Consider the following 26,837-nt stretch of genomic DNA (forward strand, 5'->3'; position numbering starts at 1 on the left):
ATTTTTACCCTCATGTTTAATATATTAAACATTACGTTCAAAAGATATTTTATTTGAGGGTATCTTTACCTATTTCTACATTTGAGATTTATTTAAGGTGCAGTGAACTTGTTTCATCTACTCCTTGTGAAGAAAGCGTATTTATCAATTTAACAAGCTTATATAACGTTCCACTACAGATAGTTACACCGGGTAGATTATGGAAAATTGATTTTTTATTAATGTGGTAATTGTCTTTCTCTGGAGAATATACAACAATTTTCTTATTTAAAGACAAAGCATATCCAAGCTCATAAAGATTTCCTTTACCTGCAGTAAGAAAAATTAGCATAAAATCTGCATCCTCAATTCCCTTTTTTTCGTACTCCCCTATACTATCTATAACTCCTTGTTTATCGTCGTTCTCGATTAAATTCCAGTCATTTACACATGTAAATCCCTTGGCATTCAATTTCTTTATCAACGATCTAACTTGCTTCAAATTTTTTTCGTCTGATGCTATATAATATTTCATTCATATACCTCCAAATCTTTAACTATTGATACTTTTTACCTAGATTACCTTTACTATACATATTCGTTATAGAGAACGCAATATCCTTTCCAAAAAAATATTAATTTTAATAAATAAGGATTATTTCTTTAAGTATTTGTTTTTCATGGTTTTATTTAATTTTTAAAAAACAAAACCATCATTCCTCTATAGGTAATGATGGTTTTGTTTTCAATAGTCTCTTTCCCCTTTGCTCCCATACTATAACTCAATAATCGGATGCGCTCTCCATGCCTTCAGGAAAAAAGGTCTCATCTTATATCTCTTCATTTGCTATCATTGTTTTCCTGGTTTTGCGAAACAAGTAAGCCTTTTTAGGCTCGAAAATACAAGACCCAATATCTTTGTAACGGTTTTTACATACCTTCCGTTTTTACAACTTCTAAAGGACTCATAGATGTTATTATTATCAAACAAAAAACCTTGTCTTCTACCAGGCAAGGTTTTTTTATTTCTCATATATGATATTTTCTATTTCAATGCGAAATGGAGCAGCCTCGCATATATTAATACCTCTATCTAAATTCACTTTTTCCATTTCACTGGCATCAGGGATTGTTTTTTTGTCGTGAATAAAATGTTCGACCATGGATTCTAACAGTTCTTGAGCACAAGCTAAAGCTTCGACCCGATTTCTGCCGCTAACGGTTGAGATAAATCCATTTCGCTTAAAATCTGGAAAACAAACTTGAACGGAAAATGAGTCTAATATTAAGGGGTGTTTTTCGTAATAAAAAACGGCTGGATACTCATAGATCTGAACGGTCAAAAATATCATCCCTCCTATGAATCTTTAGGTTTTTATGTTAATTATAGCACAAAATCCCACCTAAAATAGTTTCAACTTATTTTTCTTTGTCAAGTTTGCATTTGAAATTTAATAAACCATACTGTCCGTATTTACTGTGAAAAAAAATAACACTAGAAAAATAAGAATCATAATCACATTTAGGATTATTCCGATAATACTACATATTTTACCAGCAGTCACCAAACCAATTCCAGATTCCCCCGATTGGGCCATTTCTTTTTTACTCTTTGAAGCAAAAATCAAACCTAGAATACCTAATATAATTCCGATGAATGGAATAAGAAGAGATAAAATCCCCATAATTAATGATACAATTGCTTTACTATTACTTTGTTTAATTTCAGACAATTATTCCACCTACTTTCTTTTTTACTTATATATACGGTTTATGTCAGTAAAAGATTCATTTATTGAGTAATTCATTACAAACTACTTTTTGATACAATGCCAATTGAGTGGATTGAATCCTCCAAATAAAACATGAATGTTAAAAAAACCGACTCAAATAATGAGTCGGATTTTTTAAGTTCGTTTCAATTCAAGTCTCTGTGCTACTATAGACAAACTATAATTAACGACGAAATACATGAGAGCAACGAGAATTAAAATTGGTATTAAAAATTTTTGACTTTGCCCATAAATAATTTGGCCATGATGAGTTAGCTCCGGTAATGATATAACAACCGCTAAAGAGGTATCCTTTAATAAAGATATAAATTGACTGACAATAGGAGGTACCATGCGGCGCAAAGCCTGAGGGAGGATGATATGTATCAATGCCTGTACATAGCTCAAACCTGATGAACGCGCAGCCTCCATTTGGCCTTTATCAACGGATTTTAATCCACTTCGAATTACCTCAGAAAGCATGGCTGACTCAAAAATTGTCAAGGCAACGATAGCAGCCGGAATGATCTCTAATTTTATTCGTACCTCTGGTAAAGCAAAATACGTAAAAAATATAATTAATAGCAATGGTAAATTACGTACTGTTTCCACAATCATTGCTAATATTTGTGATAACACTGGCACTTTTGCATACCGGATTATTCCCACAAGCCCACCAATAATGAAACTCAAAATAATAGATACAAAGGCCACCTGTATTGTTACCCAAAAACCTTCTAATAAAAATTTGATATTATCTGGTGTATAGGCACCTGCAAAATCCATGTCTTATACCTCCCTCAATTACTCTTAGCCAGACGTTTTTCTAAATAACCAACGCCAAGACTTAAAGGAATGGTAAGAATTAAGTAAAAAGCTGCGACGAAAATATAGACATCGAATACAATAAATGTCCTTGAAGAAATCAAATCACCATGGTACATAAGATCAAGCCCAGCAACCACGGCTAAAATGGAAGAATTTTTAACAAGATTGATAAATTGGTTTCCGAGCGGGGGAATAACTATTTTTACTGCTTGTGGCAGAATGACAAGTCTCATTGCCTGCCCATAAGTCAGTCCTGATGAACGCGCAGCTTCCATTTGGCCCTTTGGTACAGAAAGTATACCAGCTCGAATGGCTTCTGCTATAAAAGATGACGTATAAATAGTTAAGGCTAAGGTTCCTGCGTATATTCCACTTAATTTAAGACCTAAAAAGAAGAAAAATGTAATAATCAATAACGGAATATTTCGAACAATCTCGACATAGGCGGTTCCAAACCAGTTTAGTGGCTTTAGCGGGGCTATCCGCATAATAGCAACAAGCACACCAAGAATCAAACTCGCTACCAACGCTATCAAACTCGACATGATTGTATTTTTGAAGCCTACTAAATACATATCTAGATTCTCTGTTAAAATGGAGAAATCAAGCACGGCATACACTCCCCTAACTAATCAGGATGAGTAATTTGCTCATCCTGACAGATGACAATGTTTAAACTTCAGAATTATTATAAAAATCCAATTTAAACTTATTCACCTTTTTAAAAGGTAAATGTATTAATGTTTAATCCATTTATCATGGATTTCATCATACTTGCCTGAATCTTTAAGAGATTTAAGTGCCTTATTCAATTCAGCCACAAAGTTTTCATTTCCTTTTTTAACAGCAATTCCATAAGGTTCGTCTGTAAATGTACCACCAACAAGCTCATAATTCGGATCTTCATCTGCCATTCCATAAAGGATGGAATCATCTGTAGTTAAGGCTTCGCCTTGGCCAGACTTAAGTGCAGCAAATGCTTCAGAATAGTTTTCAAATTCCAGTACTTGTGCGTCAGGAGCTTTTTCACGGATATTTATGGCTGAAGTAGAACCTTTTACAGCCAATACCTTTTTACCTTTTAAACTATCAATACCTTTAATATCGCTTCCTTTTTTAACAAGTAAAGATTGTCCAGCATCAAAGTATACATCAGTGAAATCAACTTCTTTTTTTCGATCATCTGTGATTGTCATAGTAGCTACAATCGCATCGATATCTCCATTATTCAATAATGCCATTCTTGTTTTCGAAGTTACTTCTTTGAATTCAACTTTCTTTTCGTCACCAAGAATCTCAGCTGCAAGAGCTTTAGCAATATCAATATCAAAGCCTTCTACCTCACCTGTACTCGGGTTTTTCAAGCCGAATAACCGTGTATCATTTTTTACGCCGAAAACAATCTTATCATTATCCTTTACCTGTGTTAGAACGTCTTTATCTTTGTCTTTGCTTCCGCTTTCTTTACCATTATTGGACACTTTGTCCCCGCCACAGCCAGCTAATAAAATTACAGCCAGTACTGAAAGCAATGATAATTGCAACCACTTTTTTTTCTTCAACATGTTATTCACCCCTGTTTTTTATTTAATGATTTAATATACGGCTAAGAAATAATCGAGCCCTCTCTTCACGAGGATTTGCGTAAAACTCAGCCGGTATTGCCTCTTCTAAAACCTTGCCCTCGTCCATGAAAACGATTCGATCTGCGACTTCACGGGCAAATCCCATTTCGTGCGTTACTACGACCATCGTCATTCCTTCATGGGCAAGTGCCTTCATTACATCCAGTACCTCGCCAATCATTTCTGGATCCAAGGCTGAGGTTGGTTCATCAAACAACATGATTTCCGGTCCCATAGCCAAGCCTCTGGCAATGGCTACCCGCTGCTGCTGTCCACCTGAAAGCTGCGAAGGAAAAGAATTTGCTTTATCTGCAATTCCCACCTTTTCCAAATACTTTTGCGCGATTTTTTTCGCTTCAGCATCTGTTTGTCCTAAAACCTTCTTAGGAGCAAGCATGATATTCTCAAGCACGGTTTTATGAGGATAGAGATGAAAATGTTGAAAAACCATACCAATATTTCGGCGCAGCTTGTTTATATCTGTTTTTTTATCCGCTACATTCAAACCGTTAACCGAAAGTGAACCTTCTGATATCGTTTCTAAGCGATTAATACAACGAAGCAGTGTACTTTTTCCAGAACCGGATGGACCAATGACAACAACTACTTCCCCTTTGTTAATTGTAAGATTAATATTTTTCAAAACATGAAAATCACCATAATACTTATTAACTTGATCAAAAACAATCATAATTAACCTCCCTAAGCCTATAAGATATGTAAAAGTGATTAAAGTCCGAAAATTAATAATAATCAGAATTCTAAATATATAAAGTTGCAATCTGTTGGGTAAAAAATCTTCTTTTTAATATCTATCTGAAATCATAAGTTAAAACTTCATCTTCTATTATTTCCCTTGAAACGATGAAAATATATAAGACGATTATTAAAGCTATATTAAACTAGTAATTTAAATATCATATTCTATCATTACATTTTTATTATATCTAATACTTCTTAAAATTACCATATAAACTTAAAATTGTTAAAAACCTCATTGTGTTTCATGATATTATTGCTATATTTCATAAATTTCACCTAATTAGGTCCATTTTACCACTCGTTTTTTTCCTCCATAATCAAAAAAAGTATTTATTTCCCAAAATACCAGTCAGTGGTACGTACGTTTTAGCGGAAGACAGCAAATGTTAATAAAACAAGTAGACCAATAAAAAAGACAGCAATACGCCGTCTTTTTTATTCCTTTATAGCATCTTCAAACGGCGCTGAAAATAGACCTTTTGGTCCCAACATATCCGTTTCCGATTCACGACTTTCCCCATCCACAATATAATAACCTGCAGGAAAAAAATCAAACAAATTACTTTCCTTATGCAGCTTTAAGAAATACTCGTATAGATCATCCATAAGTTGTTGGTGTTCTTCTAACTTTATGATTTCACCACATTCATCAATTTCAAAATTTTCGTTAATCGCATCTTGAAGTTCTTCATGATTTGAAGCGGCGATATAAAGATCCACATCTCCACATTCCATACATAGCAGAAGTCTTTCTTCCCGCACCTCTTCATAGGAGTTTTGAACAATTTCTTTTAAAACGGAATCAATTTTGTCAGGATTAGCTAGTTGGATTTTAGTCTGAAACACAAAATCTCCTCCCCAGTTTTTTTAAAAATAATTGTATAGAAAATTATAAACTAGCTGCGCAGAAAATAAAAAAAGTAAGCTCAGCTTTAAGATTTTATGCTAAATTCCACATGCCAGACTGCCCGATTTTTCTTTAGTTGAATCATTCCAATACACTATAGCTACGCATCCTGTAACAAGATCCTGCATCATTCCAAACTTCTCCAGGAAGTTTTCTTTTTTTATTTTTGAAGTTAAATTAGCATATAGGATTTTATGAATCTTGTGGTGTTAAAATATCCTGAATGCCGCATAATTATCTCCTATCAATTCATTACATAAAAAACTCCATTCCTGCCGACGACTCCATATCGAACATCCTTAGCCGTTATTTTGCGATCTTTGCATTGTTTCATAACCCATTCTTTGTTGTAGACAGAGGTTAAATTTTTTGTAATAATTACACCATTAAATATGAGTTCAATGGGAATTTCGGAAGATAATAGATCTTTATCTTTCTTCAATAATGGTTGGTATTCTTCTTTTTTTTGAATCGAAAGTTTACCACTAACTTCGAGTATTGCTGTTTCAATTTGATCTATCTTAAATACCCCTTGTTCCCTGATTTGCTGTTTTAAATCATCGATAGAATATTTAGCTTTTCTCATGTTGAACTCATTGATTTCCCCTTTTTCAATAATAATAATAGGCTGTCCTGATAAGTATTTTCGAAAACCTCTTTGTTTGAAAGAAAAAATAGAAGATAGAAAAAAGATAAAAATCAGTGTTAGAAAAGAAGCGAGTGTTGGAAAAAATTTAAGGTTTGTATCAAATCCCATATTTGCAATATAGGAGCCAACTGTTACGGATAAAGCAAAACTATAATAATTTAGTTGGGAATTCATGCGTTTACCAAACAAGTATGTAAAAACAAGTAAGACTATATAGGAAATACCTGTACGAATAATTGGTTGCATTAAGTCTTCCATGAAAAGCTCCTTTTAGTATGTTTCAAATTTCATTGAGATTTCTTATTCCAATAAATACAACAGATCTAAATTAAACCCGTATACTTTTCGTGGTTTTCTCCTTCCATATATAAAAAAATCCACTCACTTTATTTGCTCTATAAACCATCATAATTATTATGTCCATTTTTTTCAAAGCCTTATGATTGATAATAGCTGCATTTGTCATAGACAGCTTAATTCCTTAGTTTGAGTTGTTCTACTAATGCTATTTCTATTTACCCTTGCCGCTACTAAGTTCAGACAGAGTAATACCGTTACAATTATTAAGTAACTTTCCTAACTTAGGCCTTTTCTATTCTTTCCTACCCATAACTTTAAATCAGATCTCTTAGCTATTTTTCGTTCCCTATTATTGACTGATCTTTACGTCTTAATTCACCATCTATTATTTGGTTTTCGCAAAAATATTGTGAAATATGAAGAAGCATTTCCATTGGCAATTACCCCATCCTTATTAAGCGTTATTCTCTTGAATCTTGCAGTTATGATTAATCCAGTCTTTATCGGAATCGCTGCAGGTCTTCTCCTAATTGCGCTAATTGGGGTACCGTTCTGAAAATGCGGTTTTACAACATTAAGTATATCTTTCTAACGATTCCCACCTATACAAAGAAGAAAAATGTATCATTGATGAACATGTTCAAAAATAGTCATTGGGCAACCTTTTCTGAAATCCCTTTATAGTAAAATTAACATTTCGAAAGGATGGTTAACTTGATGCTAACTAAAGAGAAAAAAACTGTACTCACCCACTTATCTATCATCTATTATCGTTCTTAATTTCTTTTTGATGGGTATTTATTTATTAGGGTTTTTGTTTTTTTTCCATCTACTTGGATGGATGCATTGCTTTTTAATCCACGTATCTCTTATTGCATAATAGTAATTATCCTTATACACTTTTGCAATGTAAAAAAACTTGTACAGTTTATTCATGTACAAGTTTTTCACACATCTTATTCATGGCCAAGAGGTTTAATCAGATTTAATCTTGACGCCTTTTTCGCCGATAAAATATCAAATACAATTCCTATTGCAGAGAAAAAGAAGCTCCAAGAATATTCTGCCACAAAATAAGAAATGGCTGTACTATATATATACGTATTCATAGCGAATAAAGCTTGAAGCTCACTTCTGAATTTGCTATTTTTTTCAACAGTCATTAATACTTCAAGAGTAATAAAAACCGATATAATTTGGGACAAAATCCCTGTAATAATCAAAGTAATATTTCGGTTTGTTTTTTTGTAGGTACGGAAAGATTTTAAGTTTCATAATAAACTAATGTTTCCTAATTAATTTTCATAAATATTAAAATATTAATCTATAATACAAAGAAAAAGACGATAGGAAGCGTAATCAAACTTAAGGATGTACTAATGAACGTGGCACTTGATACAAATTCAGGCTCCGTATTAAATTGGAGCGCGTACATCGTAGTGTTAGCTGCCGTCGGCATAGCAGCTACGATAATCATAATATGCCTGACCATATCATCTACCGGCAAAGCAAGTGATAATAGGAAAGCAATGGCTGGAGATATAGCAAGCTTTACCAGCAACGAGATAGAGAGCTTTTGTAGCGCGATTTTTTTTAGTGAGATGTTGGCAAGCTGCATTCCAAGTGTAATCATAATTGTCGGAATTGCCGCATTTGCAACAAGGTTGACGGCTTCCATAACCGAATTGCTTAAAGGAATGTTCACAAACTTAAAAACTACACCTGCAATTGCTCCGTACACAATCGGCATCCTACACACAGCTTTAAGTGCAGAATGTACTCCGTTACCTTCCGGACTTCCCTTTGCAGCAAAATATATACCTATTGTACACATGACTAACTGCTGGCCTACCATTAGAATGATGGCATAATCAAGTCCTGCTGCTCCAAATAGAAGGAAAATGACTGGTGTTCCGTAATTTCCATTATTCATGAATGCGGACGCTAAGATCATCCCACTCGTTTCCGTTACTGTATAATTACGAAAAAACGAAATGATATAGACAACTAAAATAAGAGAAAGACAGAGTACAATCGTGAATAAAAACAGATAAAAATAATTAACATTAAATTCAGCTGTATAAAACGTACGGAACACAAGAAAAGGTGACATTAAATATAATGCTGCCGTCGAAATGGATTTTGTATCAAGTTGAAACTTTTTTTGACCGACGAACCCTAAAACAAAAATACCGAATATCGGTAAAAGAACTCCCAAAAACCCCATACATTTCACCTTCATAATCTTAATGATTTTCTTCTAACAATATCAGTTTTAAAATAATTTGTAAAAATACTTCTCAATAATTTTAATATTATCGACGTTATATTTACTAACACAAAAGTATTTTTCATTATTTTCTGAAAATATTATTCAACTTTTATCCATATATGGTATATTATTTATTGTATTTACGTTATGAAATATCACACAAACTCTTTACTGTTTATCAAAAATATTTTAAGGGGTGTTTTAATTGGATGTAAAATTCATGGAGATGGCAGTTCAACTTGCATATGAAAATGTATTGGCAAAGAACGGAGGACCATTTGGGGCTATTATTGTAAAAGATGGCGTGATTGTTGGAAGAGGTTGTAATAATGTGACAACAGCCAATGATCCGACCGCTCATGCTGAAGTACAAGCGATTCGTGATGCTTGCAGAAATCTTAACAGTTACCAGCTTACTGATTGTGAAATATACACAAGCTGCGAACCGTGCCCAATGTGTATCGGTGCTCTTTATTGGGCCCGTCCAAAAGTGATTTATTACGCTTGTACAAAAGAGGATGCTGCCTGTATCGGCTTCGATGATCATTTTATATACCAAGAACTCGCCCTACCAATGGAGAACCGTTCTATTAAAATGCAGCAAATACCTTTCAATAACCATGATTTACCTTTCCGTACATGGGAGACATATTCGAAAAAAGTGAAATACTAATCGGAAAGTTTTTTTGAAAAGGAGGGTATGATAATGGAAAAAAGTTTGCTTCAAAGGAGAATCGACGTTGCGTCAGGAAGAAAGCCTGCTGATTGCATCATTAAAAATGGTCGGATTATTGATGTATTTAATGGTGATACCTATACTGGCGACATCGCAATCGTGGACGGTTTTTTTGCCGGTATTGGAAGTTACGAGGGCAAATCAGAAATTGAAGCCGCTGGTAAATATGTTTCACCCACCTTTATCGATGGTCATGTCCATATTGAATCCTCAATGGTTCGTCCTTCTGAACTAGCAAAAATACTGCTTTTACATGGAGTGACCTGTATTGTTGCAGATCCGCATGAAATTGCCAACGTTTCAGGAACAAAGGGCATTCAATACATGATCGAACAATCCAATGACCTTCCTTTTGACTTCTACTTTATGATGCCATCTTGTGTACCGGCGACAAAATTCGAACATTCAGGTGCTGTCTTAAATAACGAAGATCTAACTCCATTCTATCAAAATCCAAGGGTGCTTGGTTTAGCCGAAGTGATGAATTTTCCAGCCGTCTCCAATACAGAAGAGGATATGCTGCAAAAATTAAACGATGCAATAAAACATGGCAAAAACATTGATGGCCACGCCGCGGGCTTAACCGAACAACAGCTCAATGTTTATATGTCTGCAGGTATTAAAACCGATCATGAATGCACAACAGCAAAAGAGGCAAAAGAGAGACTTCGTAAAGGAATGTATCTTATGATCAGGGAGGGCACTGTTGCAAAAGACTTAATAAACCTGGTTCCAGCCATAAACGAGAGAAATTCCCGTCGTTGTTTATTTGTCACAGATGACCGACATCTGGATGATATTGTGTCAGAAGGAAGCATTGACCATAACGTTCGACTTTCCATAGAAAATGGCATTCCCCCTCTGACTGCAATTCAAATGGCGACCATTAACGCGGCCGAATGCTTTGGGTTAAAGGAACACGGGGCAATTGCACCTGGATATAGGGCAGACTTTCTTCTATTTGATGATCTTGTTTCTCTCCAAATTCACTCCGTATTTAAAGATGGAAATCTTATTGTACAAAATAATCAACTAATAAACTTTCCGGAAAGCAAGGAATGTATTATGGAAAATGATTTAAAACATTCTGTAAACCTTCATAATATAACAGAGAAAGATTTATCCATTCAGCTCAAAAATAAATTGGCTAATATTATTGAAATAACACCAAACAGCTTGATTACAAAGCACCTAATTGAACCGGTTTATCTAAATAATGGCCTATTCCAATTTTCTGAACGAAATGATCACATTAAGCTCGCAGTTATTGAACGGCATCATGTGACAAAACAAATAGGGCTCGGAATTGTCAAAGGACTTGGCTTGCAATCAGGTGCGATTGCCACGACAGTCGCCCATGATTCACATAATTTAATCATTGCGGGCACGAATGATCAGGATATGCTCATAGCAGCAACGGAAATTAAAAAGATGCAGGGTGGATTAGTCGTAATCCAAGATGGAAGAACACTTGCTTCCCTTCCTCTCCCTATTTCCGGATTAATGAGCACAGGTACTTATAATGAAGTTGTTGATTCCTTAAAAAGGATCGACGAGGCGTTATTAACACTCGGTGCTAATCGCCATTTCAATCCTTTCCTGACTCTCGCCTTTTTAGCACTTCCTGTTATCCCGGAAATTAAACTGACAGACCAAGGCTTATTTTCGGTCTCCTCTTTTATGCACATCTCTATCGATGCAGTTTTACCAGTCAATAGAATGGAAATTAATTAATCCCCTAAAAGGGGGATTTTTATTCATTTAAAAACTTTTACATAATAAAGGTTCCAACTCCACTTAAACCGGGAAAAAGGTATATATGTGCTTTCTATGTTAAAATAAACTCAAATCTTTCTTGGAGGGGATAAATATGGTAAAACAGAATCAACAAACCATTATAGGATATATAGGAACATACACAAAAGGAAACAGTAAGGGCATTTATCGTTTTACTCTCGATACAGTTGAAGGAAAAATAAGTACACCTGTACTTGCAGCAGAATTAACCGATCCAACATATATCACAATTAGCGAAGACAATAAGCATCTATATGCCATATTAAAGGAAGCAGGAAGCGGCGGTGTTTCTGCCTACTCCATCAATGAAGATTCAAGCGATCTTACTTACCTAGGCAAACAACTTACACCTAATGGGTCTTCTTGCCATATCAGTATTGATAGCGAGAAACACATTTTAGTTACTTCCAATTACGGAGACGGCATTATTGAAGCTTATCAACTTCAGAAAGATGCGACCCCCCTACCTGTATCATCCACTATCCGCCATGAAGGAAAAGGACCGAATAAGGATCGTCAGGAAAAAGCACATACACACTTTGCAGGGTTCACACCGGATGAAAAGTTCATAGCGGTAGTCGATCTCGGAATTGATAAAGTCATCACCTATAAAATACATAATGGAGTCTTGGAAGAAGTAAATAGTCTATCAATAGCTCCCGGCAGCGGCCCCCGGCATCTGACCTTCCACCCTAATGGAAAATTTGCATTTGTGATGGCAGAGCTAGTACCCGAAGTTATTGTGTTAAGCTACGACAGCTTAAACGGGCGCTTTTCTGAATTACAAACAGTACGGACTGTTCCAGAAGATTTTAGTGAAAATAATCAAGGCAGTGCCATTCATATTTCAGCGGATGGGCATTTCGTATATGCCGCAAACCGTGGACATGATAGTATTGCTGTTTTCCAAACTAATCATGCAACCGGTAATCTTACATTAGTTGAACTGGTATCAACCGAAGGCCACTGGCCACGGGACTTTGCAATAGATCCTAGCGGGAAATTCCTTGTTGCTTCTAATGAAGAATCAGGAAACTTGACACTATATTCTCGGAATGAAAGCACTGGAAAATTAACATTACTTCAAAAGGATGTTCAAGTTCCCTTCCCTGTATGTGTGAAATTTCTTCAAGGCTAATCTTATTGGTAATACCTAAAAAAAGGATTGGAGCTAAACTACAGCTTCAATCCTTTTCTTTTTCAATAAACAAATGCATTATTATCTAATATATCCATTTATAAAATTGATTTTTTTAATCTATTTTTACGACAGACTTTCAAATTTGATAATAATAAATGAATAAATTTATTTAACTACTTCCATACCTCCACCATTTCTGGGAAATCAATAAATGGATTTCGGTTACCCTGCACTTCAAATATAGCTTGGTTTCTATGCTTTTCATAAAGACTGACTGGGAAAAGCTGATGCCATTCTAACAATAGTTCCATGTTAACATTGGCGCTATCAATGATCCCCTCATATCGGAGTAAAAAATACAGAGTCGCCCTGGCCACAATACCTTTACCATATTCTGGCTCGAATTTTCCTTCCTCTGTCTTTCCGCAACCCTCTTTTATACCTCTAGATGATACCTCAGGCACATAATCCTTGAAGTCATGATATGGATAGTTCCCTCGGCTACTGTTACAAGTTGGTTCACAGGCAAATAAGTGATGCAAATCCCCCCTCATCGGTTCTTTTTTATTAAACCATGATTGAGGTACGACATGTTCGCAATTAACGATATTATTTTCAACATTTGATGTTTGAATGTCTTTTGTCAAGATTTCAAGGATACGAATATCTTCCTCAATGACCTGCACAGGGTCCATCCTTTTCCCGGAATACAAACTTTTCAGCTTGCCGTTTTCCTGTAAATCAACCCATGGATAAACATGACGATGTGGGGAGTAGTTCAGCTGGTTTTTGTGGGTGGTTACAAGCAGGTTGTTCAGTCTTTCTCTGTCCCAAGAGCCAGCCTGATAGTATTCTTCCTGAATTTTTCGATCTTTTTTTTCATCGTAGTATTCACGGTTTTCACTGAATTTCACAAGTTCAGCCAATGCCAATTCTCGTTCCCTTTCAAGTAATTCCAAACTATTCTTCATCCACTCATCCCCCCGCCTTTTATTAAACCTAACTTTTACCATATTTAAAGTTTAATAGATTTCTATTCAGAATAAAAGGTGCTTTAGAAGTGTCTAACGTAGAATTTCAATAAAATGGGTAAGAATTTTCGCCGTCATTCCCCAGATTACTCGGCCGTTATACAAGTAGAAATATTCTTCCATTTGTCTAGGCTGCCATTTATAATTTTCCCCGCCAACTACTAATTTGTGGGGGAAGTTTTCGGGTGGTTCGACTCTATAGTTCACATGATAGATCTCTGGCGGTTTTTCCATAAAAAAAGACAGGGGTACCGTAAAAATTGTTTCCACTTCAGAAGGGTTAGGTGTTATTTGATGATGGTTACGGACAAATCCTGCATAGGGATAAACAATCATCCCAAACGGAGAAACCAGATAATCAATCGGAAAGACATTATATATATCTTCCTTTTTCAAACCAAGTTCTTCATGTGTTTCCCTGAGAGCTGCTGCCTGCTCATTACTATCCTGTTTATCGATTCTTCCGCCTGGAAAACAAATATCCCCTGGCTGCCTTCTTAGTTTGTGTGATCTCTCTTCAAAAAGAACATGTATGCCATCTTCTTTTTCTAAGAGAGGTAAAAGCACTGCATACTTTGAGAAATTCCCACTCCCTAAAATTTCGGGGTTATGTAAAGTTAATTTTTTGGTTATGTCTTCATTTTTCATGTCCCACACCTCTTTTGACTGATAATAATAAAGATGAGATCTTTTGTTCTCCAATCATTTATTATAATTCTATTTTCAAACATCTTGTATAACTAAGCAAGGAAAACGATTCCATTGTATTATCTTTAATATGTACAATGTTTATCATTCATTTAAACAATAAGGTAGCTATTCTTTTTAGTTTTAGTTGTTTTTCAGCATCCTTATGCTAAACAATATTTTTGACTGCCTGTATTTACGACTCGACCAAACTAAGCTTCTAGTAAAAGCAACCTCCTCTTTATTTCAGCTTGTTATTGTTTCTGGTAGTGCGCTGATTAAATTGATAGCTGCTGAAATTGCCATATCCTTCAGATCCAAGACTTGAATTCATAATTGTGGAATCAATCAAATCATTTACATAAATATACGTTGATAATCCTTTAGATGAGAGAGCTATTGAATGTGGTCCTGATTTGATATGACCAATAGTCAAAATCCCTTTTTCATCTGTTTTCCCCTTAAATGCTTTCCCTTTATCAATCGTATACACCACTTCACTATTAGCGACAATCTCTCTGCCTTTTTTGATTGTAATAGCTGCAGTATAAGGATAGTACACATGAGAAGTAACTGCCCTTGACCTTCTTTTGCTTACCGGATAGTAAAAAACTCCATCCCCCGCTTTGGTCAACTTTGTAATGTACTCTTCAAATATTATATCCAATGAAGCACCTTCACCAATATTAGTTAGGCTTTTTAGCATTGTATAGCCATCTCCACCGGCTGTTTCAAAATTATTTGTAGCAAGTACGATTTTTGTCGTAGTGTCTGAACGATTTAATACTTCGCCATCTGACCCTTCTGCATCAAGTAAAATGATTTTAGTGACCCGTTCGCCTTTTGTAAACGGCTTTGTAGTGTCTTTCGTATTGGCAGCGGTTTTGGATGGATCAAATTCAAATCGCATTCCTGAAATTTGTGGATACCTTCCATCCACACCGGTAATAAACCCAGTTTTCGGATTAACGCTCTCTATTTTTGAAACACCATTTTCCAGTACATCATATAAAATAGCAGGACTAACTTCTTTGAGAAATAAAATATTACCAAAAGGGAGGATTGAAATGACTTGTCCTCGGTTAATAATACCCTCAGGTATCGAATCGCGTATGCCTCCCCCATTTATCAAGGAGACAATCGGCTGGTTTTCATAACTGGATTCTTTAACTTGTGACGCAGCAGACCAAACCATTGAATCCGCAATCAAATCTCCTAGGTTAGTTTCACTAATCCTGCCGATAGCAATCCCATTTACTGTCGCACCCCAAAGAGGGGTTTCAGTTCGGCCAACAACTTGATTAAAGCTCGTACCTTGTGATTCACTGATTTTTTTAGTGAAGTTAGCCACTTCGACTTCAGACTTGTAGGTCACAGATTCTGTTTTGGATATCAAGGTTTCTTTTGCTTCGACTATTTCATCATTTTTTAGAGTAATGTCCACTTTGCCTACATTTGCACTTGCACTGCCGGTTTGAGCAATCAACGTTCCATTCACATGCTCATTAATGAGAGTATGACTGTGACCATCTAATATAACATCAATTCCATCTACTTCAATTGCAATATCTTCACTTTTCAGTTTACTGGAAGTTTCATTGCCTAAATGAACAATACCGACAATAACATCTGCTCCTGCTTTTTCTAACTTGTCGACCTGATTTTGGGCAGTTTTTATAGGATTTTCAAATGTAACTCCCTTCACATTATTCGGGTTAGTTTTATACGCGGTTTCTTGAGTGGTAATTCCAAAGAACCCTACTTCTACACCATTAATTTCTTTAATGAAGAACTCCCCGTTATTTCCGTTTATACCTGCAAGAAGTGGTTTGCCCCTATATATCGTGTTGGCTGAGATAACAGGAAATTTAGCAAGTGCCACATTCTTTAACACTTGTTCCAAGCCAAAATCAAATTCATGATTCCCCAAAGTCATACCATCATAACCAGCTGCATTCATTAAGGTAATCACATCTTTACCTTTTCTTAAATTAGCAAAAGGAAGGCCTTGGGTTGCATCCCCAGCATCAATCAGCAGAGAATTCGACTCCATATTTTTCATACTTGTAATAATATCAATACCAATCTGATTCGAATTATTCAGCAAATGGCCATGCATGTCATTGGTGTGAAAAATCGTGATTTGCTTGTTTCCATTCTCTGCTGTTGCCACCAGCACATTATTTGGTAATAACGATAAAACGATTACCAATGAACTAAGCATAGATAAGGTGCACAAAATTGATAACTTCAACCCAGATCCTCCCCTTATTCACCATTACAGTTCATTAAAGAACAACCAACCATCTTAAATTAGGAATATTATTATTTATTGCCTTTAATTAAAAAAATAATAAGTTCTATAACAATAGGAAAATAATGTGAAACAGTGATGGTTTTCGTATTCTTGAAACATGCCTTGTTTGATTCCCTAAAGATAAGAGTTTCAAGGTCTAAGAACAATATCCGTCTAAAGATAGACAATAACAAAACCTGCAGTACATCAGAAATACTTTGGGATTTTTTCGTAATTTGCCAAGGTTTTAAGGAAAAAAAAGAATCTGTAAAATTAGAGCGCTGATTGCATCTGAATTTCCTATAAATTGGTGATATAAATCATATAACCCTACAATCTTTAGTGCATTCTAGTTTTTCAGCACTCCTCTAGTACTTTTCAAGGAACGGAGTTAACATACTTTTATATACAAAAAAGGAACAGAAGAAAAATAGATTCTGTTCCCACTGTTTATTAATATTTATTACAGTTCAGCTAATACTTGCTTTACCGTCATTACAATAAAAGAAAAATCCTCTTCAGTAATACTTAACGGAGGTGCGAGCGTCAGGACATTATTGAAACCAGCTACGGTATCACCATTCTTGCCGATGATGAGTCCTTTATTTTTGCACGATGCAATTACTTTATTGATTTTGGAAATATCAATCGGTTGTTTTGTTTGTTTATCTTCCACAAGTTCAATTCCAACCAACAAACCTTTGCCACGGACATCTCCAACATTTGGATGAGACTTAATTTCATCTAATTCTTGTAGAAAACGAAGACCTAAATCTTTGGACCGTTCAATTAGTTTCTCATTTTCATATATCTCCATATTTTTCAAAGCCAAGGCACAGGAAGCAGGATTGCCACCAAATGTATTTACGTGTCGGAAGCGGTCATATTCTTCGGAACCAGCGTACGCTTCATAAATTTCACGTTTTACAGCTGTAGCGGAAAGCGGCAGGTAAGCGCTAGTAATCCCTTTTGCCATTGTAATGATGTCTGGTTGAACATCATAATTCATAAATCCAAACTTCTTCCCAGTACGGCCAAAACCGCAAATAACCTCATCTGAAATAAGAAGAACTCCATTTTTCTCACAAATTTCTTTAACCCTTTTCATATATCCATCAGGAGGCATCAGAATCCCTCCGCCAGTAATAATCGGTTCCATAATAACTGCTGCTACCGTTTCACTTAATTCCCATGTTATGGCACGATCAATTTCCGCAGCACTTTTTTCACCGCTTTCGTCTTCTGGATTACGGTATAAATCAGGAGGTGAGACATGAAGAAACCCTGGCGCAAGCGGTTCGTATTTATACTTCCGTTGTGCCTGCCCAGTCGCTGCAAGCGCTCCCATTGAATTTCCATGATAAGCACGATAACGGGAAATGAATTTATAGCGTCCATGTTCACCCTTTTGCTGATGATACTGACGGGCAATTTTAAAAGCGGTTTCATTTGCTTCTGAACCACTGTTCGAGAAGAAAATTACATAATCTCCTCCCAGCCAATCATTTAACTTCTCTGCAAGCTTAATAGCGGGAATGTGACTGTTTGTTAAAGGAGAATAAGGAAGTTCCTTCAGCTGCTCATAAGCTGCTTCTGCTAGTTCTGTCCGTCCATAACCAACATTGACACACCATAACCCTGACATCCCGTCAAGATAACGATTTCCATCAACATCCGTGATCCATGCCCCTTCCCCTTTTTGAACGACCATTGTCCCAGGATTCGGTCCAGCTCCTTTCATATGATGCCAAACATATTTTTCATCTATTGTCTTAAGATCTTGACCTTGTTTTTCAACCTGCATAATCCCCACTCCTCTTATAATTGTATAAAGGAAGGCCGACCATAAATAGCGTCGACCTCCTTTCTATATCAGTATCTTGCTGTTAGCATTTTTTTCCTTGTGTAAAATTCTACGCCGTCTCTTCCATTTGCATGCAGGTCTCCATAAAATGAGCTTTTATAGCCGGAGAATGGAAAGAATGCCATCGGAGCAGGTACACCAAGATTCACCCCTAGCATTCCTGCATCAATTTCTTCACGGAATTCACGGACAGCTTTCGCGCTATCTGAATAGAGACAGGCACCATTAGCAAATTCGGATTGGTTAGTTAATTCAATTGCTTCCTCAAGTGTATTAACCCGCACTATTGATAAAACAGGAGCAAAAATTTCATCCTTCCAAATTTTCATATCTGTTTTAACATGATCAAATAATGTTGGTCCTACATAATAGCCGTTTTCCTGATCACCTTCATTTCGACCGTCACGAAGGAGAACAGCCCCTTCTTTTTCACCAATCTCAATATATTGTTCCGTCCTCTTTTTATGAGTATCACGAATGACTGGGCCAAGGAAAACTTCTTTATCCATTCCATTTCCAATCTTGATTTCATCAGCTGCTGCCTTTAATCTTTCTACAAGCAGATCTCCCACTTCTCCTACTGCAACAACTACTGAAGCGGCCATACAGCGCTCACCTGCAGATCCAAAAGCAGCGTTGGTAATGTTGGTTACTGCATTATCCAGATCTGCATCAGGCATTACAATTGAATGATTTTTTGCTCCTGATAAAGCCTGAACGCGTTTTTTATTAGCAGCTGCTGTTTTATATACATACTCTGCAACTGGCTGGGAGCCAACAAAAGATACTCCTTTAATGTCTTCATGCTCCAATATCCCATTCACCACATCGTGTGCCCCATGGACAATATTTACAACACCATCTGGAACACCTGCTTCTGTTAATAACTCAACAAGACGGTTGGCTAGAAGAGGCGTTCTTTCAGAAGGTTTTAGAATAAATGTGTTTCCACAGGCAATCGCAAGCGGGAACATCCAACATGGAACCATCATTGGGAAGTTAAATGGAGTAATGCCTGCTACTACTCCCATTGGATAACGGTACATGCCCGATTCAATACCCGGAGAAATATCCGGAAGCTGGCTGCCCATCATTAAGGTTGGCGCACCTGCAGCGAATTCCACACATTCTATGCCACGTTGAACTTCACCATATGCTTCTGTATAGCTTTTTCCATTTTCAATGGTGACGAGCTTCGCAAGCTCATCCCAGTGTTCAATCAACAATTGCTGGTAGCGGAATAAGAAGCGAGCTCTTTTAGGTACAGCTACCTTTTTCCATTCTTTATAAGCATTTTTTGCCACCCGAACTGCTTGATTGACATCTTCTTTTGTGGAAAGCGGTACAATCGCCAACACTTCTCCTGTTGCCGGATTAGGCACCTCTTCATGTTTTGACGTTGTGGATTCTACCCACTTGCCACCTATATAATTTTTCAACGTTTCTACATCATTAATAACTGCCATTAAGACACCCTCCATTTCAACCCGATTTCATAGTTTTATTATATTTTTTAAACGGACTTTTTACATTAGACGTTTTGTATAGTTTTTGAATGATTATTTGCACATTTTGTTTGTTTTTAAATTTCATATCTTCCTAGAGCCATGGAATATTCCTCGTCAAAATTTACGAGAGCTAGAAATGCAAATTGAAGGCTGTCAGTTTCCTTTCTTATTATTCTTGATAAAATGGGAAATGAGTGTTTTCCAGAATTTTCACATAGACGGAAACAGTGAGCTAACCTAAGATTTGGTTTGACTTCTTCAACATTTATAAATCCATCCCCTTAAAAGTACAGCAACCCTTATAGATTTTTCGTAATCCTTACATTAATGTATGATCATTTAATAATTGAATATAATTTCAGGTCCTCATGCTTACCTTTAACAAACATACCTTTTCGCAAAATACCTTCAAAAGACATTCCAGACTTTTGCATGACCCGTTCTGAACCAAGATTATCCACAAAGCAGCGGGCCTGAATACGAACAAGATTCATATTTTCGAAACCAAACTCTATTACCTTTTTGGCAGCCTCCGTTATCATGCCATTTCCCCAATATTGTGGAGCAAGGACATACCCTATTTCAGCGATTTGATGATTCAAATGCCATGAAACAAAGTCGATAGTACCAATAAACTCACCATTGTCCTTGTATTCAATTCCCCATGGAGCAAGCTTATTATCTTCATAATTCTGTAACACGAATTGGATAAAATCTCTTGTATCAGATAGTGAACGATGCGGTTCCCACGTGACAAAACGAGATACTTCACTTTCGGAAGCATATGCATACATATCTTCAGCATCCTTCATAGTGATTTTCCTCATAATTAAACGTTCTGTTTCTAAAGTTGGTAGCTGCCCATATATATCCTTCACCTTCATGATTACACCCCATCCTTGTTAGATATTTGTATTATATCAAGATTGCTTAGTAATCACTGTTTCCAATTGAATTATTCTCAAAACTTACGTATAATTCAGAAAAATGATAGAGGATGATGATTATGCCAAATAAAAAACTCATTATTACCCAAAACCTGAATGAACATTTATTGCAGCAAGTTAAAGGATTGATTCCCGATTGGACTGTGATTACTGGAAGAGCCCCTGCAATATGGCAGGATCATATAAACGATGCGGAAATAATCGCTGGCTGGAAATCAGAAATGTACGAATCTATTTTATATGAAGCAAGTGAATTGAAATGGATCCAGACATGGAGTGCTGGAGTGAATGCTTTGCCACTGGAAAAGTTAGAACAAAAGAATGTGCAGATTACGACTGCAAATGGTGTCCACGCATATCCCATTTCAGAGACCATTTTCGCCCTAATGCTCGCCTTTACAAGAAAAATAGATACATATGTTAAGCAACAGCAGGAAAAGACTTGGCACCACGCTGATATGAAGCAGGAAATTCACGAAAAGACTATAGGCATCATTGGGGTTGGAAAAATCGGGAAGGAAACAGCTAAAATTGCCAAGGCTTTTGGAATGACCGTATTAGGGGTTCGTCATTCTGGTAAATCAGAAGAATATGTTGATGAGATGTTCACCCAGAAACAATTGAATGATCTTCTCCCTAAGTGTGATTATGTTGTCGTGACATTACCTTTGACTCCAGAAACACAGGATATGTTCGGCACAAACGAATTCAAGTTAATGAAGCCTTCCGCTTTTTTCATTAATATTGGAAGAGGATCCCTCGTTGTTCAAAATGAATTGATTCAAGCGCTTAAGGACCAGCAGATTGCAGGTGCAGGACTAGATGTGTTTGAAACTGAACCACTTCCGGAAAGTAGCCCTTTATGGGAAATGAACAATGTCATCATCACGCCACACACATCCGGAAACACTGAATATTACGACAAACGATTGATTGAAGATATTTTCATTCCCAATTTGAAGAACTATCTCAACGGTAAAAACCCTACAACAAATTTACTTAATTACAAGAAAGGATATTAACGAATCTTCATAGCAATTTCACAAAAAATAATCTTACTATGATAGCTTGCAGATTCCGACATTATCTGTTATATTTAATAAGAATTATTTTTGTTCGGGAAGATTGATAAGTGAAACACTTTTCGTCTGAAGATTGAGCAAGGGTAGTAACACATTGTGTGGATTCACACTAGGAGGCAACAACAATGGAACAAGGTAAAGTGAAATGGTTTAACGCAGAAAAAGGATTTGGCTTCATCGAACGCGAAAACGGAGACGATGTATTCGTACATTTCTCAGCTATTCAAAGCGAAGGATTCAAATCATTAGACGAAGGTCAAGAAGTTACTTTTGAAGTTGAGCAAGGTCAACGTGGACCCCAAGCTACTAACGTTCAAAAAGCATAATTTTAAATACAATATATAACGGACTCTACTTGTAGAGTCTGTTTTTTTTGAATAAAAATATTCTTTATAGAATATCTTTTTTTGAAAATAAAAAAACCCCTATTCACAAGGAATAGGGGAATATGAAACAAGTTTAGTAAATGGTAAACACAGTATAACACACTAAGAAAAGAAACCCTAATTTATCCGAAAAGTAAAAATTCTCACACAGTTCCTAAGAATGATTTCAATACAGAATTAATCATTTATTTTTTATCTGATTCGTATGTTCGATCCAGACCCCACGGGTAAAACGGCGGCATATCAGAGCTGCTCTTCATTGTAAATTCAGCTTTCCGTTTTTCTAAGAAAGCTTCGATTCCTTCTTGTGCATCAGCTTGCTTTCCGGTCCAATGAAGCATTTTCGATTCTATTTTATGTGATTCAACTGGATGATTTGCTCCAAGCATAGTCCACATTAGCTGCCGAGATAATGTCACAGATACGGAAGAGGTATTTTCCGCTATTTCAGATGCGATTTCCATTGCAGTTGGCATCAATTCATCAGGCTCTACAATCTTGTTAACTAGTCTCCCCTCATAGGCCTCCTTAGCTGAAATCATTCTTCCAGTAAAAATCCATTCGGATGCCTTCCCCATTCCGACAAGTCTAGGCAGGAACCAACCACTGCAAGCCTCCATTGTAATTCCTCGCCTTGCAAAAACAAACCCCATTTTCGCATCAGTTGAAGCAATTCTAATATCCATAGGCAAAGTCATAGTTATACCAATACCAACCGCTGCTCCATTAATGGCTGCTATTATAGGTTTCTTCATCTCAAAAATCCTTAATGATAAAACACCACCTGCATCACGGTACTCAACTAAAGGAGTGTGATCCATAAAAGTTTCTGCACCTTTTTCCAAATCCATGCCAGCACAGAAAGCCTTCCCTGCCCCAGTTAAAATAATGGCTCGTACGTCATCATTTTCATCCGCTTCATCAAAAGCACGAATCATTTCCTCACACATTTTTTCATTAAAGGCATTCATTCTTTCAGGACGGTTAAGTGTAATAATCATGACATGATCGACAATTTCACTAGTTATTGTGGAATACAACATTATTCCTCCTTATCTCACAAAATGAAGCCATTTCTGGGTAATTTTAATTTTACATATAATTACATTTTATATGTTTTATTTTCAAATTCCTAGATTTAATTATTATAAATCTATAAAAAATATTTTCTAAAAACCTAGTGGCATCTTTCCTGAAAATAAAAAGTTTTTTTAATGTGTATTTTCAAAAAAAGACCAGCCGCAGATTTTGCAACTGGCCTCATTATTTTATTTACCAATATAAATGACAAGCAACGTAGTGCCCAGGTTTTTGTTCTTTCCATTCAGGCACAGCGCTAGAACATATCTCCATCGCTTTCGGACAACGAGTACGGAATACACAGCCGCTCGGCGGATTGATCGGACTTGGTACATCGCCTTTTAGTACGATCCTTTCCCGTTTAATAGTGGGATCTGGTATCGGCACCGCAGAGAGCAAGGCTTGTGTGTATGGGTGAAGCGGATCCTTCGTTAAAGAATCACTATCTGAAAGTTCCATCATTCTCCCAAGATACATGACTAAAATACGATCTGAAATATACTTGACCATCGATAAATCATGGGCGATGAATAAATAAGTCAAGCCCATTTCTTTTTGTAACTCTTTTAATAAATTTACTACTTGAGCTTGGATTGAAACATCAAGTGCAGAAATTGGTTCATCACAAACAATGAATTTAGGATTCAAAGCCAGCGCCCTTGCAATTCCGATACGCTGACGTTGTCCGCCACTGAATTCATGCGGAAAACGAGTGATATGTTCCGGACTTAAACCAACCAGTTTTAACAGGTCTTCCACCCGTTTTCTTCTCTCTTTACCTTTTGAAATCCCATGAATGGCAAGTGGTTCACCAATTAATTCTTCTACCTTCATCCTTGGGTTTAAGGAAGCGTAAGGATCTTGGAAGATCATCTGGATTTCACGGCGAATATGTGACATTTCACCAGGTTTGTAATCAAAAATATTTTTCCCTTGAAAAAGAACTTCTCCTTCTGTCGGTTCATAAAGGCGGGTTATCGTACGCCCAGCAGTAGATTTTCCACAACCGCTTTCCCCAACAAGTCCGACAGTTTCCCCTGCGTAGATTTTGAGATCCAAACCATCTACCGCTTTCAACGACTGTGAACCAACAGGGAAATATTTCTTCAGATTCTTTATTTCAACAAGAGGAGAATTTTCGTTGACTGTCTTTTCTTTTACTGACTTATTCTTTAGTGAAACCATTGGTTCTCCTCCTTTAAACATTAGTCGGTGCTTGAACGCGTGTTGCTTTTGCCATTGGATGGTGAAGCCAGCATGCAGCTGTCTGTCCCTCTTCTACTACCTCAAGTTCCGGGTCATGTTCTTTGCACACTTTCATTGCAGATTCACATCTTGGATAAAATGGGCATCCTTTAGGCGGATCTAACAAATCAGGTGGTGATCCGATAATGGGTACCAACGGAGCCGTTTTTTCCATATCCAGCCTTGGCACCGTTTTAAGCAATCCTCTTGTATATGGGTGTTGCGGGTTTGCAAATATTGCTTCAACTGTACCTGTTTCCACAACTTTACCTGCATACATGACTACTACCCTTTCGCAAGTTTCCGCAACCACACCTAGATCATGAGTGATTAAAATGATGGAAGTATCCATTCTACGTTGGATATCTTTCATCAGTTCTAAAATTTGCGCTTGTATCGTTACATCCAATGCCGTTGTAGGTTCATCCGCAATTAACAATTTCGGTTCACAGGCTAGAGCCATCGCTATCATCGCCCGCTGGCGCATGCCCCCTGAAAACTCATGTGGATATTGCTGCATCCTTTTTTCCGGCTGAGGAATACCTACCAGTTTAAGCGTTTCTAACGCTCGTTCATATGCATCTTTTCGAGAGATATTATTATTATGCTTTAAAATACCCTCCATAATTTGGCTGCCGATTTTAGTCGTTGGATTGAGCGAAGTCATTGGATCCTGGAAAATCATACTGATTTCATTTCCACGAATCTTCTGCATTTCCTTTTCACTCATTTTAATAAGGTCTTTACCACCAAATGATATTGACCCTGTTCCATACTCTGCTGGAGGTGTTTCCAATAATCGCATGATCGATTTTGCAGTAACGCTTTTTCCGCATCCGGACTCTCCTACGATGGCGACTGCTTCCCCTTTTTTCACTTCAAAGTTCACGCCGCGAACAGCTTGTACTTTTCCTGCATACGTATGGAAGGTGATGTGTAAATCGTTAACTTCTAATAGGTTCTCCATCATCGTCCCTCCTATTCTAGTATTATCAAAATCTTTATGTTATGACTCATTTATTTCCGTAGTTTTGGATCTAGGGCATCCTGTAGTCCATCACCAGCCACATTAAACGCGAACATGGTTAATGAGATCAATATCGCCGGGATTAAAAGTTGATAGAAATTCCCTACCAAAATGCTTCCCAGAGCATCACTGGTCAATGTTCCCCAACTTGCCTGAGGTGCTGGCACACCCAGTCCCAAAAAGCTTAGAGTAGCTTCGGCAAAAATCGCCGTAGGTACAGTCAACGTTAAATTGACAAGGATCGGTCCCATTGTATTTGGAATCATGTGTTTTCTTAAAGTCCAGCTCGTATTAGCACCAGAGATGGTTGCAGCATGAATATATTCATTCTCTTTTAATTGTAAAACCTGCCCTCTTACCAGTCGGGCCATAGGAATCCATCCTGTAATCGACATGGCTATGATTATCGGCAATATACCAGGTTTTAATACAACCATCATCAAGATAACCATCAATAGGTAAGGGATCGCATAGATCACTTCAGCAAACCTCATCATTATATTATCGGTGCGTCCGCCACGAATAGCTGAAATCCCGCCATATAGGACACCAATTAAAAAGTCTATTAGCGCCGCCATCAAGCCAATGAACAAGGATATCCTTGCACCATACCAAGCTCGCGTAAATAAATCCCTTCCTGATGAATCCGTCCCAAACCAATGCTCGGCATTGGGGCTAAGATTCTTTTTCTCGAAATCTTGACCATAATAAGTATATCCATTAATATACGGACCAAAAATAGCCAGCAAGACCAACAGGATAATTAGAACAAACCCCGTCATTGCTAGTTTATTTTCTTTAAAGCGACGCCAGACGTCAGACCAATATGAAACCGTTGGCCTAGCAATTTTTTCAGCTTCCTTAAAGTTTCCTTCAGCGGGTAGGAACATATCTTCGGTTAAATGCACTTTATCTG

General features: G+C 36.8%; 27 protein-coding genes. 6 read left to right on the top strand and 21 right to left on the bottom strand.

The window, feature by feature from the left end:
- Positions 1-88: 88 nt before the first annotated feature.
- The 9 genes from RE409_RS15670 to RE409_RS15710 all read right to left on the bottom strand — a co-directional run bounded on the left by RE409_RS15670 (position 89) and on the right by RE409_RS15710 (position 6,780).
- The gene (locus RE409_RS15670; RefSeq protein WP_201185174.1) at positions 89-514 is read right to left on the bottom strand and encodes a nucleoside 2-deoxyribosyltransferase; all 426 of its coding nucleotides are present in this window, start codon (positions 512-514) and stop codon (positions 89-91) included.
- 487 nt (positions 515-1,001) lie between these two features.
- Positions 1,002-1,322: a type II toxin-antitoxin system HicB family antitoxin gene (locus RE409_RS15675; protein ID WP_201185176.1), complete on the bottom strand. Its 321-nt coding sequence runs from the start codon at positions 1,320-1,322 to the stop codon at positions 1,002-1,004.
- Between the two features lie 108 nt (positions 1,323-1,430).
- The gene (locus tag RE409_RS15680; protein WP_201253608.1) at positions 1,431-1,712 is read right to left on the bottom strand and encodes a DUF4190 domain-containing protein; all 282 of its coding nucleotides are present in this window, start codon (positions 1,710-1,712) and stop codon (positions 1,431-1,433) included.
- A gap of 174 nt (positions 1,713-1,886) precedes the next feature.
- Complete coding sequence (locus RE409_RS15685; protein ID WP_053346383.1) at positions 1,887-2,537, bottom strand: amino acid ABC transporter permease; 651 nt, start codon at positions 2,535-2,537, stop codon at positions 1,887-1,889.
- Positions 2,538-2,551: 14 nt separating this feature from the next.
- The gene (locus tag RE409_RS15690; protein ID WP_309557786.1) at positions 2,552-3,190 is read right to left on the bottom strand and encodes an amino acid ABC transporter permease; all 639 of its coding nucleotides are present in this window, start codon (positions 3,188-3,190) and stop codon (positions 2,552-2,554) included.
- A 126-nt stretch (positions 3,191-3,316) separates the two neighbouring features.
- Complete coding sequence (locus tag RE409_RS15695; RefSeq protein ID WP_309557787.1) at positions 3,317-4,144, bottom strand: transporter substrate-binding domain-containing protein; 828 nt, start codon at positions 4,142-4,144, stop codon at positions 3,317-3,319.
- Between the two features lie 22 nt (positions 4,145-4,166).
- Complete coding sequence (locus RE409_RS15700; RefSeq protein ID WP_053346386.1) at positions 4,167-4,895, bottom strand: amino acid ABC transporter ATP-binding protein; 729 nt, start codon at positions 4,893-4,895, stop codon at positions 4,167-4,169.
- Positions 4,896-5,401: 506 nt separating this feature from the next.
- A complete protein-coding gene (locus RE409_RS15705) occupies positions 5,402-5,812 on the bottom strand; it encodes a hypothetical protein (protein WP_201185182.1) in 411 nt (136 codons plus the stop codon).
- A 305-nt stretch (positions 5,813-6,117) separates the two neighbouring features.
- Positions 6,118-6,780 (bottom strand): DUF421 domain-containing protein, encoded by a 663-nt coding sequence (locus tag RE409_RS15710; RefSeq protein WP_201185183.1) that lies wholly within the window; start codon positions 6,778-6,780, stop codon positions 6,118-6,120.
- Between the two features lie 394 nt (positions 6,781-7,174).
- Between RE409_RS15710 and RE409_RS15715 the strand changes: the two genes are divergently transcribed.
- Positions 7,175-7,378: a hypothetical protein gene (locus tag RE409_RS15715; protein ID WP_309557789.1), complete on the top strand. Its 204-nt coding sequence runs from the start codon at positions 7,175-7,177 to the stop codon at positions 7,376-7,378.
- A 400-nt stretch (positions 7,379-7,778) separates the two neighbouring features.
- Here the strand turns inward: RE409_RS15715 and RE409_RS15720 are convergent, their stop codons facing one another.
- Both RE409_RS15720 and RE409_RS15725 read right to left on the bottom strand, forming a co-directional pair.
- On the bottom strand, positions 7,779-7,985 hold the full coding sequence (locus tag RE409_RS15720; protein WP_201224193.1) for a hypothetical protein: 207 nt from the start codon (positions 7,983-7,985) through the stop codon (positions 7,779-7,781).
- A 161-nt stretch (positions 7,986-8,146) separates the two neighbouring features.
- Entirely contained in the window at positions 8,147-9,049 is a 903-nt protein-coding gene (locus RE409_RS15725; protein WP_056520588.1) for an AEC family transporter, read from the bottom strand.
- A gap of 265 nt (positions 9,050-9,314) precedes the next feature.
- On the opposite strand from RE409_RS15725, the gene RE409_RS15730 reads away from it, so the two are divergent.
- The 3 genes from RE409_RS15730 (at position 9,315) to RE409_RS15740 (ending at position 12,765) form a co-directional block, all read left to right on the top strand.
- Complete coding sequence (locus RE409_RS15730) at positions 9,315-9,767, top strand: nucleoside deaminase (protein ID WP_397443434.1); 453 nt, start codon at positions 9,315-9,317, stop codon at positions 9,765-9,767.
- A 27-nt stretch (positions 9,768-9,794) separates the two neighbouring features.
- Entirely contained in the window at positions 9,795-11,564 is a 1,770-nt protein-coding gene (gene ade, locus RE409_RS15735) for an adenine deaminase (protein WP_201224188.1), read from the top strand.
- Between the two features lie 136 nt (positions 11,565-11,700).
- The gene (locus RE409_RS15740; protein ID WP_201224186.1) at positions 11,701-12,765 is read left to right on the top strand and encodes a lactonase family protein; all 1,065 of its coding nucleotides are present in this window, start codon (positions 11,701-11,703) and stop codon (positions 12,763-12,765) included.
- 176 nt (positions 12,766-12,941) lie between these two features.
- Here the strand turns inward: RE409_RS15740 and RE409_RS15745 are convergent, their stop codons facing one another.
- The 6 genes from RE409_RS15745 to RE409_RS15770 all read right to left on the bottom strand — a co-directional run bounded on the left by RE409_RS15745 (position 12,942) and on the right by RE409_RS15770 (position 21,038).
- On the bottom strand, positions 12,942-13,739 hold the full coding sequence (locus RE409_RS15745; protein WP_201224184.1) for an endonuclease I family protein: 798 nt from the start codon (positions 13,737-13,739) through the stop codon (positions 12,942-12,944).
- A 93-nt stretch (positions 13,740-13,832) separates the two neighbouring features.
- Positions 13,833-14,447 (bottom strand): NUDIX hydrolase, encoded by a 615-nt coding sequence (locus RE409_RS15750; RefSeq protein WP_201185190.1) that lies wholly within the window; start codon positions 14,445-14,447, stop codon positions 13,833-13,835.
- A 280-nt stretch (positions 14,448-14,727) separates the two neighbouring features.
- On the bottom strand, positions 14,728-16,740 hold the full coding sequence (locus tag RE409_RS15755; protein ID WP_201250803.1) for a bifunctional metallophosphatase/5'-nucleotidase: 2,013 nt from the start codon (positions 16,738-16,740) through the stop codon (positions 14,728-14,730).
- 505 nt (positions 16,741-17,245) lie between these two features.
- The gene (locus RE409_RS15760; protein ID WP_098176458.1) at positions 17,246-18,586 is read right to left on the bottom strand and encodes an aspartate aminotransferase family protein; all 1,341 of its coding nucleotides are present in this window, start codon (positions 18,584-18,586) and stop codon (positions 17,246-17,248) included.
- A 68-nt stretch (positions 18,587-18,654) separates the two neighbouring features.
- The gene (locus RE409_RS15765; RefSeq protein ID WP_201253612.1) at positions 18,655-20,112 is read right to left on the bottom strand and encodes a CoA-acylating methylmalonate-semialdehyde dehydrogenase; all 1,458 of its coding nucleotides are present in this window, start codon (positions 20,110-20,112) and stop codon (positions 18,655-18,657) included.
- A 377-nt stretch (positions 20,113-20,489) separates the two neighbouring features.
- Positions 20,490-21,038 (bottom strand): GNAT family N-acetyltransferase, encoded by a 549-nt coding sequence (locus RE409_RS15770; RefSeq protein ID WP_201185196.1) that lies wholly within the window; start codon positions 21,036-21,038, stop codon positions 20,490-20,492.
- A gap of 122 nt (positions 21,039-21,160) precedes the next feature.
- Here RE409_RS15770 and RE409_RS15775 point away from each other — a divergent pair, with 122 nt between their 5' ends.
- Both RE409_RS15775 and RE409_RS15780 read left to right on the top strand, forming a co-directional pair.
- Positions 21,161-22,123 (top strand): D-2-hydroxyacid dehydrogenase, encoded by a 963-nt coding sequence (locus RE409_RS15775; protein ID WP_309557792.1) that lies wholly within the window; start codon positions 21,161-21,163, stop codon positions 22,121-22,123.
- Positions 22,124-22,308: 185 nt separating this feature from the next.
- Positions 22,309-22,509, top strand: a complete 201-nt coding sequence (locus RE409_RS15780) for a cold-shock protein (RefSeq protein ID WP_029714163.1) — start codon at positions 22,309-22,311, stop codon at positions 22,507-22,509.
- 245 nt (positions 22,510-22,754) lie between these two features.
- Here RE409_RS15780 and RE409_RS15785 read toward each other — a convergent pair whose 3' ends face one another.
- From RE409_RS15785 to RE409_RS15800, 4 genes are all read right to left on the bottom strand, one after another.
- The gene (locus RE409_RS15785) at positions 22,755-23,609 is read right to left on the bottom strand and encodes a crotonase/enoyl-CoA hydratase family protein (RefSeq protein ID WP_201224176.1); all 855 of its coding nucleotides are present in this window, start codon (positions 23,607-23,609) and stop codon (positions 22,755-22,757) included.
- 232 nt (positions 23,610-23,841) lie between these two features.
- Positions 23,842-24,834 (bottom strand): ABC transporter ATP-binding protein, encoded by a 993-nt coding sequence (locus RE409_RS15790; protein ID WP_053346400.1) that lies wholly within the window; start codon positions 24,832-24,834, stop codon positions 23,842-23,844.
- Positions 24,835-24,847: 13 nt separating this feature from the next.
- On the bottom strand, positions 24,848-25,861 hold the full coding sequence (locus RE409_RS15795) for an ABC transporter ATP-binding protein (protein ID WP_053346401.1): 1,014 nt from the start codon (positions 25,859-25,861) through the stop codon (positions 24,848-24,850).
- 50 nt (positions 25,862-25,911) lie between these two features.
- On the bottom strand, positions 25,912-26,811 hold the full coding sequence (locus RE409_RS15800) for an ABC transporter permease (RefSeq protein WP_309557793.1): 900 nt from the start codon (positions 26,809-26,811) through the stop codon (positions 25,912-25,914).
- Positions 26,812-26,837 lie beyond the last annotated feature (26 nt).

Origin of the sequence: Peribacillus sp. R9-11 (assembly GCF_031345095.1) — a bacterium.
Taxonomy (GTDB): Bacteria; Bacillota; Bacilli; order Bacillales; family DSM-1321; genus Peribacillus; species Peribacillus butanolivorans.

Bases quoted from the DNA above. Each gene is read 5' to 3' on its own strand.
- RE409_RS15670 (WP_201185174.1), bottom strand. From the start codon at position 514: ATGAAATATTATATAGCATCAGACGAAAAAAATTTGAAGCAAGTTAGA.
- RE409_RS15685 (WP_053346383.1), bottom strand. From the start codon at position 2,537: ATGGATTTTGCAGGTGCCTATACACCAGATAATATCAAATTTTTATTA.
- RE409_RS15695 (WP_309557787.1), bottom strand. From the start codon at position 4,144: ATGTTGAAGAAAAAAAAGTGGTTGCAATTATCATTGCTTTCAGTACTG.
- RE409_RS15700 (WP_053346386.1), bottom strand. From the start codon at position 4,895: ATGATTGTTTTTGATCAAGTTAATAAGTATTATGGTGATTTTCATGTT.
- RE409_RS15710 (WP_201185183.1), bottom strand. From the start codon at position 6,780: ATGGAAGACTTAATGCAACCAATTATTCGTACAGGTATTTCCTATATA.
- RE409_RS15720 (WP_201224193.1), bottom strand. From the start codon at position 7,985: ATGACTGTTGAAAAAAATAGCAAATTCAGAAGTGAGCTTCAAGCTTTA.
- RE409_RS15725 (WP_056520588.1), bottom strand. From the start codon at position 9,049: ATGGGGTTTTTGGGAGTTCTTTTACCGATATTCGGTATTTTTGTTTTA.
- RE409_RS15730 (WP_397443434.1), top strand. From the start codon at position 9,315: ATGGAGATGGCAGTTCAACTTGCATATGAAAATGTATTGGCAAAGAAC.
- ade (WP_201224188.1), top strand. From the start codon at position 9,795: ATGATAATGGAAAAAAGTTTGCTTCAAAGGAGAATCGACGTTGCGTCA.
- RE409_RS15740 (WP_201224186.1), top strand. From the start codon at position 11,701: ATGGTAAAACAGAATCAACAAACCATTATAGGATATATAGGAACATAC.
- RE409_RS15745 (WP_201224184.1), bottom strand. From the start codon at position 13,739: ATGAAGAATAGTTTGGAATTACTTGAAAGGGAACGAGAATTGGCATTG.
- RE409_RS15750 (WP_201185190.1), bottom strand. From the start codon at position 14,447: ATGAAAAATGAAGACATAACCAAAAAATTAACTTTACATAACCCCGAA.
- RE409_RS15760 (WP_098176458.1), bottom strand. From the start codon at position 18,586: ATGCAGGTTGAAAAACAAGGTCAAGATCTTAAGACAATAGATGAAAAA.
- RE409_RS15765 (WP_201253612.1), bottom strand. From the start codon at position 20,112: ATGGCAGTTATTAATGATGTAGAAACGTTGAAAAATTATATAGGTGGC.
- RE409_RS15770 (WP_201185196.1), bottom strand. From the start codon at position 21,038: ATGAAGGTGAAGGATATATATGGGCAGCTACCAACTTTAGAAACAGAA.
- RE409_RS15775 (WP_309557792.1), top strand. From the start codon at position 21,161: ATGCCAAATAAAAAACTCATTATTACCCAAAACCTGAATGAACATTTA.
- RE409_RS15780 (WP_029714163.1), top strand. From the start codon at position 22,309: ATGGAACAAGGTAAAGTGAAATGGTTTAACGCAGAAAAAGGATTTGGC.
- RE409_RS15790 (WP_053346400.1), bottom strand. From the start codon at position 24,834: ATGGTTTCACTAAAGAATAAGTCAGTAAAAGAAAAGACAGTCAACGAA.
- RE409_RS15795 (WP_053346401.1), bottom strand. From the start codon at position 25,861: ATGGAGAACCTATTAGAAGTTAACGATTTACACATCACCTTCCATACG.
- RE409_RS15800 (WP_309557793.1), bottom strand. From the start codon at position 26,811: ATGTTCCTACCCGCTGAAGGAAACTTTAAGGAAGCTGAAAAAATTGCT.